The following is a 15,005-nucleotide window of genomic DNA, read 5'->3' on the forward strand; positions in this document are numbered from 1 at the left end:
CTCCTTCCTTCGAGGAGATGTGGGCGGAGCTGCTCCCCGTGGGCCGCTCCGCCTCCTCCGGCGGCTACCGCCGCTTCGCCTGGAACTCCGCCGACGCCGAGTGCCGCGCCTGGTTCGAGCAGCAGGCCCGCAGCCGCGGTCTGGCGTACGAGCTGGACCGCAACGGCAACCAGTGGGCCTGGCTGGGCGACCCGCAGGCCGGCGGGGCCGTCGTCACCGGCTCGCACCTGGACTCCGTCCCGGACGGCGGCGCCTTCGACGGACCGCTCGGGGTGGTCTCCTCCTTCGCCGCGCTGGACGAACTCCGCGCCCGGGGAGCCGAGTTCACCCGTCCGCTGGCGATCGTCAACTTCGGTGACGAGGAGGGCGCCCGGTTCGGCGTGGCCTGCATCGGCTCCCGGCTGACGTCCGGCGTGCTCTCCCGCGAGGCCGCGTACGACCTGCGCGACGCCGGCGGCGTCCGGCTGCCCGACGCGATGGAGAAGGCGGGCTACGACCCGAGCGCGCTCGGCGCGGACGACGACCGGCTGGCCAGGATCGGCGCCTTCGTCGAACTCCACGTCGAGCAGGGCCGCTACCTCGCCGAGGGGCAGCCGGTCGGCGTGGCCGGCGCGATCTGGCCGCACGGCCGCTGGCGGTTCGACTTCCACGGCGAGGCCAACCACGCCGGCACCACCCGGATCGAGGACCGCCGCGACCCGATGCTGACGTACGCCAACACCGTGCTCGCCGCCCGCAAGAAGGCGCGGCAGGCGGGCGCGCTGGCGACCTTCGGCAAGGTCGCCGTCGAGCCCAACGGCACCAACGCGATCGCCTCGCTGGTGCGCGGCTGGCTGGACTCCCGGGCCGCCGACGAGCGCACCCTCACCGCGCTGGTCGCCGAGATCGAGCAGGCCGCCGCCGAGCGCGGCGAACGCGACGGCGTCCGGGTCGAGCTGACCCGCGAGTCCTACACCCCGGTGGTGGAGTTCGACGGGCCGCTGCGCGACCGGCTCGCCAAGCTGCTGGACGCCCCGGTGCTGCCCACCGGCGCGGGACACGACGCCGGGATCCTGGCGTCCGCGATCCCGACCGCCATGCTGTTCGTGCGCAACCCCACCGGCGTCTCGCACTCCCCGGCCGAACACGCCGAGGAAGCCGACTGCCTGGCCGGGGTCGCCGCCCTGGCCGACGTACTGGAGGACCTGGCGTGTCATTGACCGCTTCGGTGACGTACTGGGCGCAGTACGCATGGCTGCCGCACCCCAACGGGCCGGTGGTCGAGCCGGACGTGCTGATCACCACCGGCCCGGACGGGCGGATCGCCGCCGTCACCCCGGACAGCGGGCCCTGTCCGCCCGGGGCCGTCCGGCTGGAGGGCCTGGCCGTGCCCGGTCAGGCGAACGCCCACTCGCACGCCTTCCACCGGGCGCTGCGCGGGCACGTCCAGGTCGGCTCCGGCACCTTCTGGACCTGGCGCGACACCATGTACCGGTTCGCCGGCGCGCTCGACCCGGACAGCTACCTGGAGCTCGCCACCGCCGTCTACGCCGAGATGGCGCTGGCCGGGATCACCGCCGTCGGCGAGTTCCACTACCTGCACCACGCGCCCGGCGGCGCCCGCTACGCCGACTCGAACGCGATGGGTGAGGCGCTGATCGAGGCCGCCGCCCGGGCCGGCATCCGGATCACCCTGCTGGACACCTGCTACCTGTCCTCCGGCTTCGGCGCCGAACCGACCAAGCCGCAGCTGCGCTTCAGCGACGGCGACGCCGACGCCTGGGCCGAGCGGGCGGACGCGCTCAAGCCGCGCGAGCACGCCCGGATCGGTGCCGCCATCCACTCCGTCCGGGCCGTCCCCGCCGAGCAGTTGGGCACCGTCGCGCACTGGGCGGCGATGCGCCGGGCGCCGCTGCACGTCCACCTGTCCGAGCAGACCGCCGAGAACGACGCCTGCCTCGCCGCGCACGGCGTCACCCCCACCCGGCTGCTCGCCGACCGCGGCGCGCTCGGCCCGCGCACCTCGGCCGTGCACGCCACCCACCTCACCGACGAGGACGTCAAGCTCCTCACCGACTCCTCCACCACCGTCTGCATGTGCCCCACCACCGAACGGGACCTCGCGGACGGCATCGGCCCGGCCCGCAGGCTCGCCTCGGCGGGCAGCCCGATCACCCTGGGCAGCGACAGCCACGCGGTGATCGACCCGTGGGAGGAGGCCCGGGCGCTGGAGCTGGACGAGCGGCTGCGCACCCAGACCCGCGGGCACTGGACGGCGAACGCGCTGCTGCGGGCCGGCACCGAGGACGGGCACGCCTCGCTCGGCTGGCCGGAGGCCGGGCGGATCGAGGCCGGGGCGCTCGCCGACTTCACGGTGATCGCGCTGGACTCCGTCCGTACGGCGGGGCCGCCGCCCAGGCTCGGCGCCGAGATCGCCGTCTTCGCGGCCTCGGCGGCGGACGTGCGGCACGTGGTGGTCGGCGGGCGGCACGTCGTCCGGGACGGCGTGCACCGGCTGGTGGCCGACGTGCCGGGGGCGCTGCGGTCCTCCATCGGCGCGCTGGGCTGCTGAATGTTGTTGTCCGACTCCCTTCGGAAGGCGTTGACTTGAGCACCAGGACCACTGTGATCACGGGCATCGGCAGCCTGGTCACCAACGACCCCGGGCAGGGAACCGGGCCGCTCGGCCTGCTGACCGACGCGGCCGTGGTGGTCGACGGCGACACCGTCGCCTGGGTCGGCCCGGCGGCGCAGGCCCCGGCCGCGGACGAGCGCTTCGACGCCGAGGGCCGGGCGCTGCTGCCCGGCTTCGTCGACTCCCATGCTCACCTGGTGTTCGCCGGTGACCGCACCGCCGAGTTCAATGCCCGGATGTCCGGGCAGGCGTACTCGGCGGGCGGGATCCGGACGACGGTGGCGGCCACCCGGGCCGCCTCGGATGCGGAACTGGACGCCAACCTGGCCCGGTTCGTCCGGGAGGCGCTGCGCCAGGGCACCACCACCATCGAGTGCAAGTCCGGCTACGGACTGACGGTGGAGGACGAGGCGCGGGCACTGCGGATCGCGGCTGGGTACACCCCGGAGACGACGTACCTGGGGGCGCACGTGGTGGCGCCCGAGTACGCGGAGGACCCGGCGGGGTACGTGGAGCTGGTGACCGGCGAGATGCTGGACGCCTGTGCGCCGCACGCCCGTTGGGTGGACGTGTTCTGCGAGAAGGGCGCCTTCGACGGCGACCAGGCGCGGGCTGTTTTGACGGCGGGGATCGAGAAGGGCCTCACGCCGCGAGTGCACGCCAACCAGCTGACGTACGGGCCGGGCGTGCAGCTCGCGGTGGAGCTGGGGGCTGCCTCGGCGGACCACTGCACGCACCTGACAGACGAGGACGTGGCGGCGCTGGCGGGCTCGGCGACGGTCGCGACCCTGCTGCCGGGCGCGGAGTTCTCGACGCGGGCCGAGTACCCGAGCGGGCGCAGGCTGTTGGACGCGGGCGCGGTGGTCGCGCTCTCGACGGACTGCAACCCGGGGTCGAGCTTTACGAGTTCGATGGCGTTCTGTATTGCCGTCGCGGTGCGGGAGATGGGCATGACCCCGGACGAGGCCGTCTGGGCCGCGACGGCTGGTGGCGCCCACGCCCTGCGGCGCACGGATGTGGGGGTCGTGGCGGTGGGCGCGCGGGCCGACCTGCTGCTGCTGGACGCGCCCTCGCACGTGCACCTGGCGTACCGCCCGGGCGTCCCGCTGACGGCCGCGGTCTGGCGGGCAGGCGTGCGGGAGGTCTAGGACCTTTAGACGGCCCCCGCGCCCCCGGGGTGGCGGGCGCGGGGGCTCTTCGCTGGTGCCGCATCAGGCGACGTTTGCTCCGAATCAGCCTGTGAGGGCTTGCTGCAGCCACCCGTCGCAGGCATTACCGGTGGCCGGCACCAGGCAGCCGGTGGCATGCTTGCCACTCGTATGTGATCAATCGGTGTACCCGTGCCTGTACCTGTACCTGCAGGGCCATCAGGATCCGACCATTCCTCGGCGACACCGAGGCCTGAGGCTCTGGCAGAGAGGTTGCCTCCGGTGGACGATGCCGACCGAATCCCCGAGGACCTGACCGAACTCGGAAGGCTGCTCATGCGCGGCGCATCCACCACCCGGTGGGTGGAGGCGGCCGAGCGGCTTGTCCTGCAGGTGGACAACCTGCGGGACTGGCTCATCAAGAACCACTTTCTTCGTATGTACATGAGCGAGTCCGGCCCGTATGCCGCCACGGATTTCGCCGGAGCCTTCAACGCCGCGTGCGAGATCTCCCGCGGCGGCAGCAGTGCCCTCGATGCCTCCGGCCTGCACAGGTCAAGCTTCGCTGTTCTCGGCGCCGCCGCCAACCTCTGTGGCCGCGTGCAGAACTCGTTGCGTTACTCCGTCCACGAGATCGACGAGAGCGATGCCCGGGCGGTGGCGTTGGCGGTGCTTTATGCCATGGGATACATGGACGCCACCGTGGACGTGAACGGCAATGAGGTGGACGGTTGGGGGCCGAACTCGCTGGCCTACGAAGACCGGTTGTCCCAGCCCTGAGCAGCCGTGCTGCCTCCACGACAGCATTTCGATGCCGCCTTGCCAAGGCCTCCCCGGCGCCCGAGCCTGGGCCGGAGCCGAGGAGATACCTCTACCGTTCGGAACCTCGTCTCCGAACGGAGTAGGCGTGTCGTGGCCGGACAGTGCCTGGCCGGTCCGCAGGAACCGGAGGGGCCCAACGGCCGTCTCCCATACCGCGGTTCACGGGTTCGATCAGCACGTTCACGGGGGGTGGATATGTCTGACGACGGCAACGTCATCGGGTACGTCTTCGGCTTCATCGGGCTCTTGGTGATCTGCGGCGGGCTGGCGCTACCGATCGCCGCAGCGCGCAAGGCCCGGATGCGGGAACGGATCCTGGCGGTCGGACTCGCGGCGGAGGCACGTTGCCTGGAGACGTACGTGACACAGGAACGGGTATCGGGATCGGATTCCTCCGACCGGCGCACCCGCGCGGTCCGGCACGTGATCATCGGCTTCCGCACCGCGGACGGCCGGGACATCCGCTTCGAAGACTCCAGCGGCGTACCGCGCGTGGTGGGCGACCACGTGCCGGTGCGGTACCTGCCCGACATGCCGCACCGGGCGGTAACCGCCGATCGGGGCCGGTCGGGAGCCAAGACCGGGTTCGCCGTGGCGGCGCTGGTGGGCCTGTTCTTCGCCGGCGTCGGCGCGGCTTTCGCCGTCAGCGGCTTCGAAATCGCCTCCGGCAGCCACGACCTGCCCACCCGCCCTCTCCCCACCGGACGCAGCGTGCCGCTGCCCGGCGGTAGCCTCCCTAGCGACATCGTCTGCACCGGCGACGGGAACGCCACCACGCTGGTCTGCCCCGACGGATTCCCCGACATCACTGTCAGGCCCTAGTAGGGCTTGGTCAGGTCTGTTTTCGTGTGGGTATGTCGCGGTGGCAGGTGGGGCAGGCGCCGGCCCAGGTCGCCAGAAGGATCTGGAGCTCGCGGACGACTTGGTAGAGGCTCAGGCCGGCCCCGCGTCTTTTGGGGCGGTGGCCAGTCTGCGCAGGGTGCAGAACGCGTGGGCGAGAGAGACGAGCGTGACGTGGTGATGCCAGCCGGTGAACGTGCGGCCCTCGAAGTGGGCCAGGCCGAGGGCCTGTTTCATCTCCCGGTAGTCGTGCTCGATCCGCCAGCGGAGCTTGGCCATTCGCACCAGAGTGGTCAGCGGGGTGTCGGCGGGCAGGTTCGAGAGCCAGAACTGGACCGGCTCGGCTTCCTTGGCGGGCCATTCGGCCAGCAGCCAGCACTCGGCCAGCTCCACGCCCTCGGTGGCGTCGCGGATCTCGCGTCCGGCCGGGCGGATCCGCAGCGCCACGAAGCGCGAATACATCCGCTTGAAGCCGCTCTTCGCCTTGCCTGGGCGCGACCCCTCCCGCCACGACACCGGCCTGGCCGCTTTCGGCCCGGCAGCGATGGCCAGCTCCTTCACACTGCGGGCCTTGTCCGGGTACTTCGCCACCGGCGGCCGGCCGGTGCCGCTGTAGGCGGGCGTGACGGGCCGGGCTTCGGCAGGGTGCGCGGTCGGCGTGGTGGAGATCCCCAGCACGTAGTGCAGGCCGCGTTGCTGGAGGCCGAGGCGGAAGGCCGCGGCGTCGCCGTATCCGGCGTCGGCGATGGCGAGCGGGACGTGGACACCCCAGCACCGGGTCTCGTCGATCATGTCCAGGGCCAGCTGCCACTTCTCCACGTGGCCCAGGCCTGCGGGGATGCCGCACCGGTCTCGCCGGGCGACCTTGTCCGGGTCGGCCTTGGTCGATTCGGGGTCCCAGGACGCGGGGAGGAACAGCCGCCAGTTGACCGGCGCCGAGGCGTGGTCACGGGCCAAGTGGAGCGAGACGCCCACTTGGCAGTTGGTGACCTTGCCCGCGGTTCCGGTGTACTGCCGCGACACACACGCCGACGCGTCGCCGTCCTTGAGGAACCCCGTGTCGTCGATGATCAGCGCGGTCGGATCGATGGCGTCCTGCATCCTCCAGGACAAACGGGCCCGGACATGTGCCGGATCCCAGGGGCTTGTCGTGACGAAGTGCGCGAGAGCCTGCCGGTTTCCGTCCTCCCCGAGCCGCGCGGCCATCGGCTCCACCGACTTCCGCTTGCCGTCCAGGAGCAGCCCACGCACGTACGCCTGCCCCCAACGCCGCTGGTCAGCGCGCGTGAACGCTTCGAACAACCCCGCCGTGAACGCCTCCAGGTCCTCCCGGACCTCGGCCATCTCCCCAGGTGTCACACACCAACAACGCGCCACCTACTCCCCAGGACACGCCACCACGGCACCGACCTGACCAAGCTCTACTAGTGCCGCATCAGGCAACCTTCGCCCTTTCGTGACGACTCGCCTGGGTGCTGCGGATGGCGGCTCCGGGCGGTCAGAATGATCACGTGGCCGAACGCGTGCAGGTCCGTGAGACTGGGCCGCACACAACGCTGGACGGTCCGCACCGGCGAGACCTCCCCCGACTTCAACCACCCCTTCCACCTGACGGGGCGACGGACGGAAAACGCGTCGAGCGGGGGCGCGGTCGCGTCGTACGCTGATCCGCATGGGCTACACCAGAACCTCCTACGTCTGCCTGCCCTGCCGGGCCTCCTACAAGCAGGCGTACGACACCGGGACCGAGGTGCGCCGCTGCCCGCGCTGCGCCGGGGCGCTGCTGCACGCGGGCTCCGCCTTCGCCGCGCCGCCCCGGCGGGACGCCGCGGCCTGGCGGACCCTCACGCTGCTGCTGAACGCAGGCATCCGCTTCCACAAGGGCTGCTGCGGCGGCCCGGGCTACCGGCCCCGCACCCGCCACGAGGTGCGCGAGCGCACCCTCTACGCCCGTCGCTCGGGCGAACCGCTGGAGCGGGCGCTGCTGCACCGTGAGGTCCCGTGGGAGCGCGCGACCACCCGGTGAGACGCGGAAGCGCGCGAGAAGTCGGGTCGGCCGACTTCCCGCGCGCCGGTGCTCAGCCGGTGAGGGACGGAGCGCCGGTGAGGGACGGAGCGGTCGCGGTGGTCGGAGCGGTCGCGGTGGTCGGCTCGCCGAGGCGACCGTCGGGGCGGGCCGGGGTGAAGCCCTTCACCAGGAGCCGGACGGCCAGCGTGACCTCCCAGGCGAAGACCGGGAGGGCGGCCAGTGAACCTGCCGTCGACACCTGCGGGTAGACACCGAACAGCACCGCCACCGCCGAGGCGAGAATCAGCGCGCCACCGACCAGCCCGAGCAGGGCGATCGGGCGCGGCACCAGCCGGGAGCGGTGCATCAGGAACGCGAGCGCCAGCGAGTTGGCGCCCAGGACGACGTTCGGACCGAGCAGGAACGTCCAGTCGTGGACGGCGACCAGGGCGCGGGCGGCGGTGGCCGCCTCGGCGCCGGCGTCCCGCCGCAGGGTCACGACGGCGAGCATCCCGACGATGCCGACCGTGATCACCGCGGCCTCCAGCAGTCGCCCGCAGACGTAGCCGAGCGCCACCGCCTCCTGGTGCCGGCGCAGCACGGGGTACAGGGCCACCCCGGTGCCGATCACCGCCAGCACCAGCACCACCTCGCACAGCGCTCCCGCCGCCACATGGCCGTCCACGCCGGGACCGGCCACGTACGCGGCGCCGTCCAGCGCGGGCCGGTACAGCAACATGCCCGCGATCGCCGCGAGTTCGGTCACCAGGAACAGGACGCCCGTGACCACCGCTGTCCCTCTGTCCGTCCCTCTGCCCACGGTCGAGTCCACCAGGACCAGCCCCCTTCCACCCCATGTGGTGTACGGCGTACACCTGGGGCTACCGTAGGCGTACGCCGTACACTCGTCAAGCCGACGAGGGAGACGCGGAAGGAGACCGAGGATGAGCGAGAGCGAAGGGGCGCGCACCGCGCCCAACCGCACCCCGCCCAACCGCGCCCCGCTGAACCGGGCGCGGGTGCTGCACGCCGCCGTGGCGTTCGCCGACGGCGAGGCGGGCGGCATCGACGTGCTGAGCATGCGCAAACTCGCCCAGGAGCTGGGCGTGGTGCCGATGGCGCTCTACAAGCACGTCGCCAACAAGGAGGAGCTGCTCGCCGGCATGGTCGACGCCGTGGTCGGCGAGATCGACCCGCCGGCCCCCGGTGCCGACTGGAAGGGCGCCGTGCGCGAACGCGTCCTCTCCGCCCGCCGGGCCCTGCGCCGACACCCGTGGGCGCCGCGCGTGATCGAGACCCTGCCCGCGCCGACACCCGCGATGCTCGGCCACCTGGAGACGGTGATCGGCCTGTTCCGGGCGGGCGGACTCTCCGCCGACCTCACCCACCATGCGATGCACGCCCTCGGCGGGCGCGTCCTGGGCTTCACTCAGGAGCTCTTCGACGCCTCCCCGGGTCCGGAGCAGGCCGTTCCTGACCCCCGTCTGGCCCTCCACTACCCGAACATCGCCGAGATCGCGGCCTCCGCCGCCCACGGCGAGGACGGTGCGGCGGTCGGCGGCGGCTGCGACGACCAGTTCGAGTTCGAGTTCGCCCTGGACGTGCTGCTCGACGGCATCGGCCTTCTGCACCAGGCCGGTTGGACCTCGGCGGGGGCCCGTCGCGGGGCCCGGTGACGGGAAGGCGCGCCCAGGGGTGCCGAACGCCGCCCACGACCACTCCTCGGCGCACCGTGGTCCTGGGCACCTTGGGCTTCGGAACGATCGTCGACGAGGAGACCTCGTTCCGGATCCTGGACCGCTTCGTCGGGGGCGGCGGGACCGTTCTCGACACCGCGAACAACTAAGCGTTCCGGCTCGACGGTGCCACCGGGGACGAGAGCGAGGCCGTGGGGGCGGTACGGGTAGCCGGACACGGCCAGCAGGACCGGTTCCGCGCCGGGATCCGCGGAAGTGCGGGCCTGCCAGAGGTTGTACGCGTCATCGGTGCACACCGCGTCGGTGAAACCGGGTGGTCAGAATGATCACGTGGCTGAACGTGTGCAGGTCCGTGAGATCGATGACGACGAGGGCAGACGGCTGTTGCGGATCGTCCGCCGGGGCACCGGGTCGGTGGTGACCTGGCGGCGAGCCCAGATGGTGCTGCTGTCCGCCCAGCGCATGCCCGTGGCGAAGATCGCCGAGGTCACGTTCACCAGCGCGGACCGGGTCCGCGACGTGATCCACAACTTCAACGCCGACGGCTTCGACTCGCTCTACCCGAAGTACCGGGGCGGCCGACCGAGAACGTTCACCCTCCCGGAGCGCCGGGAGATCAAGAAGATCGCCAAGTCCAAGCCGGCCGAGCACGGCCTGCCGTTCTCGACCTGGAGCCTGGCCAAGCTGGCCGACTTCCTGGTCGCCGAGGGGGTGGTCGACGACATCAGCCACGAGGGCCTGCGCATCCTGCTCCGCGAGGAGGGCGTCTCCTTTCAACGCGTGAAGACCTGGAAGACCTCCCGCGATCCCGACTACGCCGCCAAGAAGGCCCGGGTCGAACACCTCTACGCGATCGCCGACGGCGAGGTCATACCCGAGGAGGGCGAACCCGAAGTCGTCTTCTGCCTCGACGAGTTCGGGCTGCTCAACCTCCAACCCCACGCCGGCCGGCAGTGGGCGGAGCGCGGCGGCAAGGGCAGGGACCCCGACCGCGATCCCCGGCCCCGCCGCCGCGCCACCTACACCCGACCGCACGGGGTGCGGCATCTGTTCGCCGCCTACGACCTCGCCAAGGACCAGCTCTACGGCCACATCAAGAAGACCAAGAACCGATCGAAGTTCCTGGAGTTCTGCCGCTACCTGCGCTCGCTGCACCCGGCCGACGTGCGCATCGCGGTCGTCTGCGACAACTACTCCCCGCACCTGACGACGAAGCGATGCCAACGGGTCGGAAACTGGGCGGAGGTGAACAACGTCGAGATCGCCTATACCCCGACCAACAGTTCCTGGCTCAACCGGATCGAGGCCCAGTTCACCGCTCTGCGCTACTTCGCCCTCGACGGCACCGACCATCCCAGTCACAAGGAACAGGGCAGCATGATCCGCCGGTACATCATCTGGCGGAACAAGCACGTCGCCGACGAGCGCCTACGCGAAGTCGTCACCAGGGCGAACGTCGCTTGACGCAGCGCCAACGCCGCATTGTGCGCCGCCACCTGGCAGCTACTGCGTATTGCCGTCGTCGAGTCCGGCGATGACTCTGACGTCCGCTTCGGACATGTCCAGGATCCCGGCGATCAGGCGGGCCTGCAGGAAGTTCGGATTGTGTCCGCGGCGGAGCATGTGGATGGTGGACATCGGCAGTCCGGCGGCCCTCGCCATGTCCCTGACCGGAATCTCGCGTTGGTCCATCAACCCCAGTTGACGGAGCAGTCTCCCATAACGAGGCAAACGTTGCCTGATGCGGCACTAGCTGGTGGTGAGATGGTCGAACTCGCCGGCCTTGGCGCCCTGGAGGAAGTCGGCGAGGTTGAGACGGGTGGTGAGGACGATGACGTCGCCGTCGTCGGACTCGCGGAGTTCGATCAACCCGTCGGATACGCGGACCTCGACGCAGTCGGAGTTCGCGCCCGAGTAACTGGACTTCTGCCACGCAGAGCTGGTCATGAAGGACAGGCTAGCCACCGGCGGCCTCTTGCAGGGTGCAAGAGGCCGCCGGAACGGTTCGCTCAGGGGGTGGTGGTGAGGTCGTCGAACTCGCCCGCCTTTGCGCCCTGGAGGAACGCGGCGAACTTGAGGGATGTGGTGCGGACGATGACGTCGCCGTCGTCGGACTCCCGGAGTTCGACCAGCCCGTCGACAGTACGAATCTCAACGCAGTCGGCGTTGGATCCGGAGTAAGTGGACTTCTGCCAAACAGAGTTAGACATACTTGCTTTCCATGTCTTTCTTGATGGATCGAATGAAATCTCGTGACTCGTCTACCGGGAGGGCAGCCGAGTCGATCTGGGCAAGCAATGACCGGAATCGAGCCGTGTGGGCGGGTGCATCGAAGAGGAAGTTGCCAACGCCCGAGTCCGCTTGGACTGTGTCGAGTTCCTGGACTGGACCTTCGAGGTATGTGAAGTTCTCGTTGGGGAGTGGGATCATGTCGACGTCGAACAGGACGACTTGAACCGAGATGTTGGGTTGCTCAGAGGCTGTGATGAGGGCACCGAGCTGTTCGGCTTGAACCTTGGCCCCGCTGAACTGCATGCGCAACGCCGCCTCATGGATGTACGCAGAGTAGGGCAAGTCGCCGGATCGAAGGATGTGCTGGCGTTGCATGCGGAATGCTGTCCTCAGCTCAACTGAATGGCGCGGCAGCGGTGGGTAGGAGCGACCGAAAATGGCCGATGTGTAGGCCTCGGTCTGGAGTAGCCCAGGGATGAAGGCCATCGTGTAGAGAGATATCGCCCGAGCGTGACTCTCGATTTCGGCAACCTCTAGGAAGTTCTCGGAGAGGCTCCCGCGGTACTCCTCCCACCAAGCCCCTTTGTCGTTCCCCATGACAGTGTCCGCCAGGGCGTCGATCAAGGGCTCGTTGGCGCACATGCAAGCTGCCGCGATCTCGCGCAGCCGTTCCACGCTGATGCCGGTCTTCCCGTTCTCCATCTGAGTTACCAAGGCGGGCGTCACCCCGAGCAGGCGGGCGAGATGGCTGCCGCCGAAGCCGGCCTGCTCGCGCATCCGTCGTAGCTCGGCTCCGAGTCGGCGCTGACGAAGGGTCGGAATCCGGTTGACCATGGCGTCCTCTCTGCGGGTACAGGCGCCAGTCTGCCGTGCCGTGCAGTCGGGTCGCCACCGAGGCCAGTGCACCATCGGGGGAACCTTCTTGCATCTCGCTAAGTTCTAAGGCCGGATGGGCTATCGTCGTTCACAGCTCGATCCGACGGATCGTCAGTAATGCCTGCGTTCAAGGGCAGTAGGCGCCTGCTGCCCGCGCGCCGAAGAGCAGCCGCCGCCCCGGCCTGGTTCACGGTGACGACCGTCATCACCTCTCCCACACCACCGCCTCACGGAGGTTCCCGTGTGCACCCGTAACACCCCCTCGCTCACCCTGTCCCGGCAGGCCCTGCGGGACGTCCTCGCCCGCAACGGCTGGGACACCGAGACCATCTTCAACGCCGAACTCGCCCTGATGGAGCTCATCGTCAACGCCTGGCGCCACGGCAACACCACCGCGCCCGTCGTCTGGTTCTCGCTCCTCGGCTGCACCCTCCGGGTCACCGTCTCCGACGAGAACGACGCCCTGCCCCAGCAGCGGACCCCCGCCGACTTCTCCGAGACCGGCCGGGGCCTCCAGCTCGTGCAGGGCCTCACCCACCGCTGGGGCGTCGACCCGCTGAAGCGCGGCAAAAGCGTCTGGTACGAGCTGGACTCCGTCGCGTGACCCGCGACCCCTTCCTGCCGGAGGACCCCCGGATGCGCGACTACACCAAGCCCCAAATCATGTCCCTCCTGGGCGAGTTGCACCGGCGCGGCCTGCCGCACGGGCTCCTCTGGGGGTCCGCCTCGCCGGGGGAGACCACCATTGACGGGCGCCTCCTGATCGACTTCGGGAACGCGCCGGTGAGCACTCTGCTCAACCTCCTCCACCTGCTCCGAGACCTGGACGATGACGACGAGGAGTGGCACCGGTGAGGTTCTTCGTCGGCGCGATCCTCGCCGCCCTGCTCGCCATCGCCACCGTCGCCCTCGCGACCCGCAACATCCCCCGCCCCGAGGACCGCGACGAGCAACGCTGAACCACGCGGAGGCCTCGCCCACCCCCGGGGCGAGGCCTCGCGGGTGCGCGTGCGCCGGTGACTGGCCAGGTTCGATCACCCGATTCGGTGACCTTCGAGCGGTTTCCCGTTCTCTCAACTGTCGAGCCTTGACCCTGCGGTCACGGCTTCGGGAGCATCGAACGAGACGCCAGCCGTAGGGGAGGGAGCTCAATCATGAAGCTGACACGCCTTGCTGGAGAGTGTGAGAAGGGCAGTTGCCCGACTGTGTATGCCGTTGACGGCACGGGAGACCTCATCATCCAGGGATACGTCGTGGCCGACCCGGCAGCGCTGGCGACGATCCGGCTTCCCGCCGGGGAGACCGCGGTTCGCATTCCGGCTGCGCTGATTCGGAGGGTTCCCAATGAGCATCTCGGGTGAAGACTTCGAGAACCTGTTCTCGACGTTCCGGCGAGAGGCGTTCAGGCTCGAAACGCTGGATGACTACAGCGGATCGTCGGATCCGGAGTACCTCCGGTCGTTCCTCGACGGCGAACCGCAGCCGGCCGACTACAACCAGGACTGGGCCGACGAAGTCCAGGCGAGCACCAGCGGCGGCAAGCGCATGTACCGGGTCCACATCGTTGCCCGACCGCTGACTCCGTACCTCCGGTACGAACTTGGCTGGGGCTACACCAAGAACCAGACCGCCGGTGAGGAGTTCTTCATCCTCGACACCACCGAGCAGCCCAACCCGCTCGAAGGCGTTCCCGACTTCTGGGCCTTCGACGAGTCGAAGGTCGTCACCATGCGCTACGGCGACGGTGGCACCTTCCTCGGTGCCGACCAGGAGCCGACCGCCGAGAAGTGGCTCAAGTACCGCGACACCGCCCTTGCGCACGCGGTGCCGTTCGCCGACTGGTGGGAGCGGTACGGAAACGCGTGAGAGGCATAGATCTCGGTGGAGCACTGCGGGAACTGCGGCTGGCCGGTGGGAAGGAGGCCAAAGCGGTCGCCCGCAGTGCTGCCATGTCTCCGAGCAAACTGAGCAAGATCGAGAACGGGCGGCTCGCGCCCAGCGTGATCGATGTGGAGCGCATCCTCACGGCCTTGGAAGTCCCCGAGGAGGTCAAAGCCCGACTTGCCGAGGCCGCGCGCACCATTGCGACAGAGGCCACGGCATGGCGAATCTATCGCCGTGCCGGCTTGCACAAGCACCAGGAGGAGATCAGGGCGATAGAGGCCCGAACTCGGCTCCTTCGCGTCTTCCAACCGTCCTGCATCCCCGGCCTGCTGCAATCTCCGGAGTACATCAGGGCCGTGCAACAGCACTCCGAACTCACCCCCGAAGTTCTGGAGAAGATGATCGGCGCCCGATTGCGTCGCCAGGAGATCCTTTTCGACCGGGCCAGGGCATTCCATTTCCTGGTCACCGAGTCCGTGCTGCGGTGGGAGATCCTTCCGCCCTCCATGATGGCCGCACAGCTGGACAAGCTCGTGACCATGTCAAGACTGCCCAACATCATCGTCGGAGTGGTGCCCCAGGGGGCTCCGAAAGCACATCTTCCGACCTGCTCGTTCGTGATGTTCGACTCGCGCTTGGTCATCGTGGAAATTCCACACGCGGAAATCACGACGAGCGAGCCGAAGGATGTGGATCAGTATGCTGCCAAGTTCCAGGCGTTCGAGCTGGCGGCTGTAACGGGCCGCGAGATGCGGAGCATGGTCGAGGACATCCGGGACGACTTCCTGCGGCGCTAGGAACCTTGGTGAATTGTTGAGCGAACAGGAAATTCCCTCCGAGCACCCCTTGATTGCGCCTATGTTGGCGCATGCCCGGTAAACGGG

Annotated in this window: 19 protein-coding genes; 13 read left to right on the plus strand and 6 right to left on the minus strand. The window is 69.6% G+C overall.

Annotated features, from left to right (window positions below; translation table 11 throughout):
- The first annotated feature begins 17 nt into the window (after positions 1–17).
- From BX285_RS09635 to BX285_RS09655, 5 genes are all read left to right on the plus strand, one after another.
- Positions 18–1,199: an allantoate amidohydrolase gene (locus BX285_RS09635; protein WP_121174901.1), complete on the plus strand. Its 1,182-nt coding sequence runs from the start codon at positions 18–20 to the stop codon at positions 1,197–1,199.
- Complete coding sequence (locus tag BX285_RS09640; protein WP_259470471.1) at positions 1,190–2,551, plus strand: formimidoylglutamate deiminase; 1,362 nt, start codon at positions 1,190–1,192, stop codon at positions 2,549–2,551. The genes BX285_RS09635 and BX285_RS09640 overlap by 10 nt, the downstream gene beginning before the upstream one ends.
- A gap of 35 nt (positions 2,552–2,586) precedes the next feature.
- On the plus strand, positions 2,587–3,762 hold the full coding sequence (gene hutI, locus BX285_RS09645; RefSeq protein WP_097237612.1) for an imidazolonepropionase: 1,176 nt from the start codon (positions 2,587–2,589) through the stop codon (positions 3,760–3,762).
- Positions 3,763–4,044: 282 nt separating this feature from the next.
- A complete protein-coding gene (locus tag BX285_RS09650) occupies positions 4,045–4,542 on the plus strand; it encodes a hypothetical protein (protein ID WP_121174903.1) in 498 nt (165 codons plus the stop codon).
- A 237-nt stretch (positions 4,543–4,779) separates the two neighbouring features.
- Positions 4,780–5,406, plus strand: a complete 627-nt coding sequence (locus BX285_RS09655) for a DUF3592 domain-containing protein (RefSeq protein ID WP_121174904.1) — start codon at positions 4,780–4,782, stop codon at positions 5,404–5,406.
- Positions 5,407–5,517: 111 nt separating this feature from the next.
- Here BX285_RS09655 and BX285_RS09660 read toward each other — a convergent pair whose 3' ends face one another.
- Entirely contained in the window at positions 5,518–6,768 is a 1,251-nt protein-coding gene (locus BX285_RS09660) for an IS701 family transposase (RefSeq protein WP_183107038.1), read from the minus strand.
- Positions 6,769–7,096: 328 nt separating this feature from the next.
- Between BX285_RS09660 and BX285_RS09665 the strand changes: the two genes are divergently transcribed.
- Positions 7,097–7,450 carry a deoxyxylulose-5-phosphate synthase gene (locus BX285_RS09665; RefSeq protein WP_121174906.1) on the plus strand — a complete coding sequence of 118 codons (354 nt, stop codon included), beginning with the start codon at positions 7,097–7,099 and terminating at the stop codon, positions 7,448–7,450.
- A 52-nt stretch (positions 7,451–7,502) separates the two neighbouring features.
- Here BX285_RS09665 and BX285_RS09670 read toward each other — a convergent pair whose 3' ends face one another.
- Positions 7,503–8,222 carry a DUF4386 domain-containing protein gene (locus tag BX285_RS09670; protein WP_183107202.1) on the minus strand — a complete coding sequence of 240 codons (720 nt, stop codon included), beginning with the start codon at positions 8,220–8,222 and terminating at the stop codon, positions 7,503–7,505.
- 154 nt (positions 8,223–8,376) lie between these two features.
- Between BX285_RS09670 and BX285_RS09675 the strand changes: the two genes are divergently transcribed.
- Together BX285_RS09675 and BX285_RS09685 are read left to right on the plus strand one after the other, a co-directional pair.
- Complete coding sequence (locus BX285_RS09675; RefSeq protein WP_121174907.1) at positions 8,377–9,108, plus strand: TetR/AcrR family transcriptional regulator; 732 nt, start codon at positions 8,377–8,379, stop codon at positions 9,106–9,108.
- Positions 9,109–9,459: 351 nt separating this feature from the next.
- A complete protein-coding gene (locus tag BX285_RS09685) occupies positions 9,460–10,593 on the plus strand; it encodes an IS630 family transposase (RefSeq protein ID WP_121174908.1) in 1,134 nt (377 codons plus the stop codon).
- 39 nt (positions 10,594–10,632) lie between these two features.
- Here the strand turns inward: BX285_RS09685 and BX285_RS09690 are convergent, their stop codons facing one another.
- The 4 genes from BX285_RS09690 to BX285_RS09705 form a co-directional block, all read right to left on the minus strand.
- Positions 10,633–10,821, minus strand: a complete 189-nt coding sequence (locus BX285_RS09690; RefSeq protein WP_259470472.1) for a hypothetical protein — start codon at positions 10,819–10,821, stop codon at positions 10,633–10,635.
- Between the two features lie 57 nt (positions 10,822–10,878).
- The gene (locus tag BX285_RS09695; RefSeq protein WP_121177373.1) at positions 10,879–11,076 is read right to left on the minus strand and encodes a DUF397 domain-containing protein; all 198 of its coding nucleotides are present in this window, start codon (positions 11,074–11,076) and stop codon (positions 10,879–10,881) included.
- A 62-nt stretch (positions 11,077–11,138) separates the two neighbouring features.
- Positions 11,139–11,339, minus strand: a complete 201-nt coding sequence (locus tag BX285_RS09700) for a DUF397 domain-containing protein (protein WP_121174909.1) — start codon at positions 11,337–11,339, stop codon at positions 11,139–11,141.
- Entirely contained in the window at positions 11,332–12,270 is a 939-nt protein-coding gene (locus tag BX285_RS09705; protein ID WP_121174910.1) for a helix-turn-helix transcriptional regulator, read from the minus strand. Before BX285_RS09705 ends, BX285_RS09700 begins: the two co-directional genes overlap by 8 nt.
- Before the next feature lie 208 nt (positions 12,271–12,478).
- Between BX285_RS09705 and BX285_RS09710 the strand changes: the two genes are divergently transcribed.
- The 5 genes from BX285_RS09710 (at position 12,479) to BX285_RS09730 (ending at position 14,918) form a co-directional block, all read left to right on the plus strand.
- Positions 12,479–12,841 (plus strand): ATP-binding protein, encoded by a 363-nt coding sequence (locus BX285_RS09710; RefSeq protein ID WP_121174911.1) that lies wholly within the window; start codon positions 12,479–12,481, stop codon positions 12,839–12,841.
- Complete coding sequence (locus BX285_RS09715; protein WP_121174912.1) at positions 12,838–13,092, plus strand: hypothetical protein; 255 nt, start codon at positions 12,838–12,840, stop codon at positions 13,090–13,092. Before BX285_RS09710 ends, BX285_RS09715 begins: the two co-directional genes overlap by 4 nt.
- 299 nt (positions 13,093–13,391) lie before the next feature.
- Positions 13,392–13,598, plus strand: a complete 207-nt coding sequence (locus BX285_RS09720) for a hypothetical protein (protein WP_121174913.1) — start codon at positions 13,392–13,394, stop codon at positions 13,596–13,598.
- Positions 13,582–14,103 carry a DUF6879 family protein gene (locus tag BX285_RS09725; RefSeq protein WP_121174914.1) on the plus strand — a complete coding sequence of 174 codons (522 nt, stop codon included), beginning with the start codon at positions 13,582–13,584 and terminating at the stop codon, positions 14,101–14,103. Before BX285_RS09720 ends, BX285_RS09725 begins: the two co-directional genes overlap by 17 nt.
- The gene (locus tag BX285_RS09730; RefSeq protein ID WP_259470474.1) at positions 14,100–14,918 is read left to right on the plus strand and encodes a helix-turn-helix transcriptional regulator; all 819 of its coding nucleotides are present in this window, start codon (positions 14,100–14,102) and stop codon (positions 14,916–14,918) included. The genes BX285_RS09725 and BX285_RS09730 overlap by 4 nt, the downstream gene beginning before the upstream one ends.
- Positions 14,919–15,005 lie beyond the last annotated feature (87 nt).

Origin of the sequence: Streptomyces sp. 1114.5, assembly GCF_003635085.1 — a bacterium.
In the GTDB taxonomy this organism is placed as follows: domain Bacteria; phylum Actinomycetota; class Actinomycetes; order Streptomycetales; family Streptomycetaceae; genus Kitasatospora.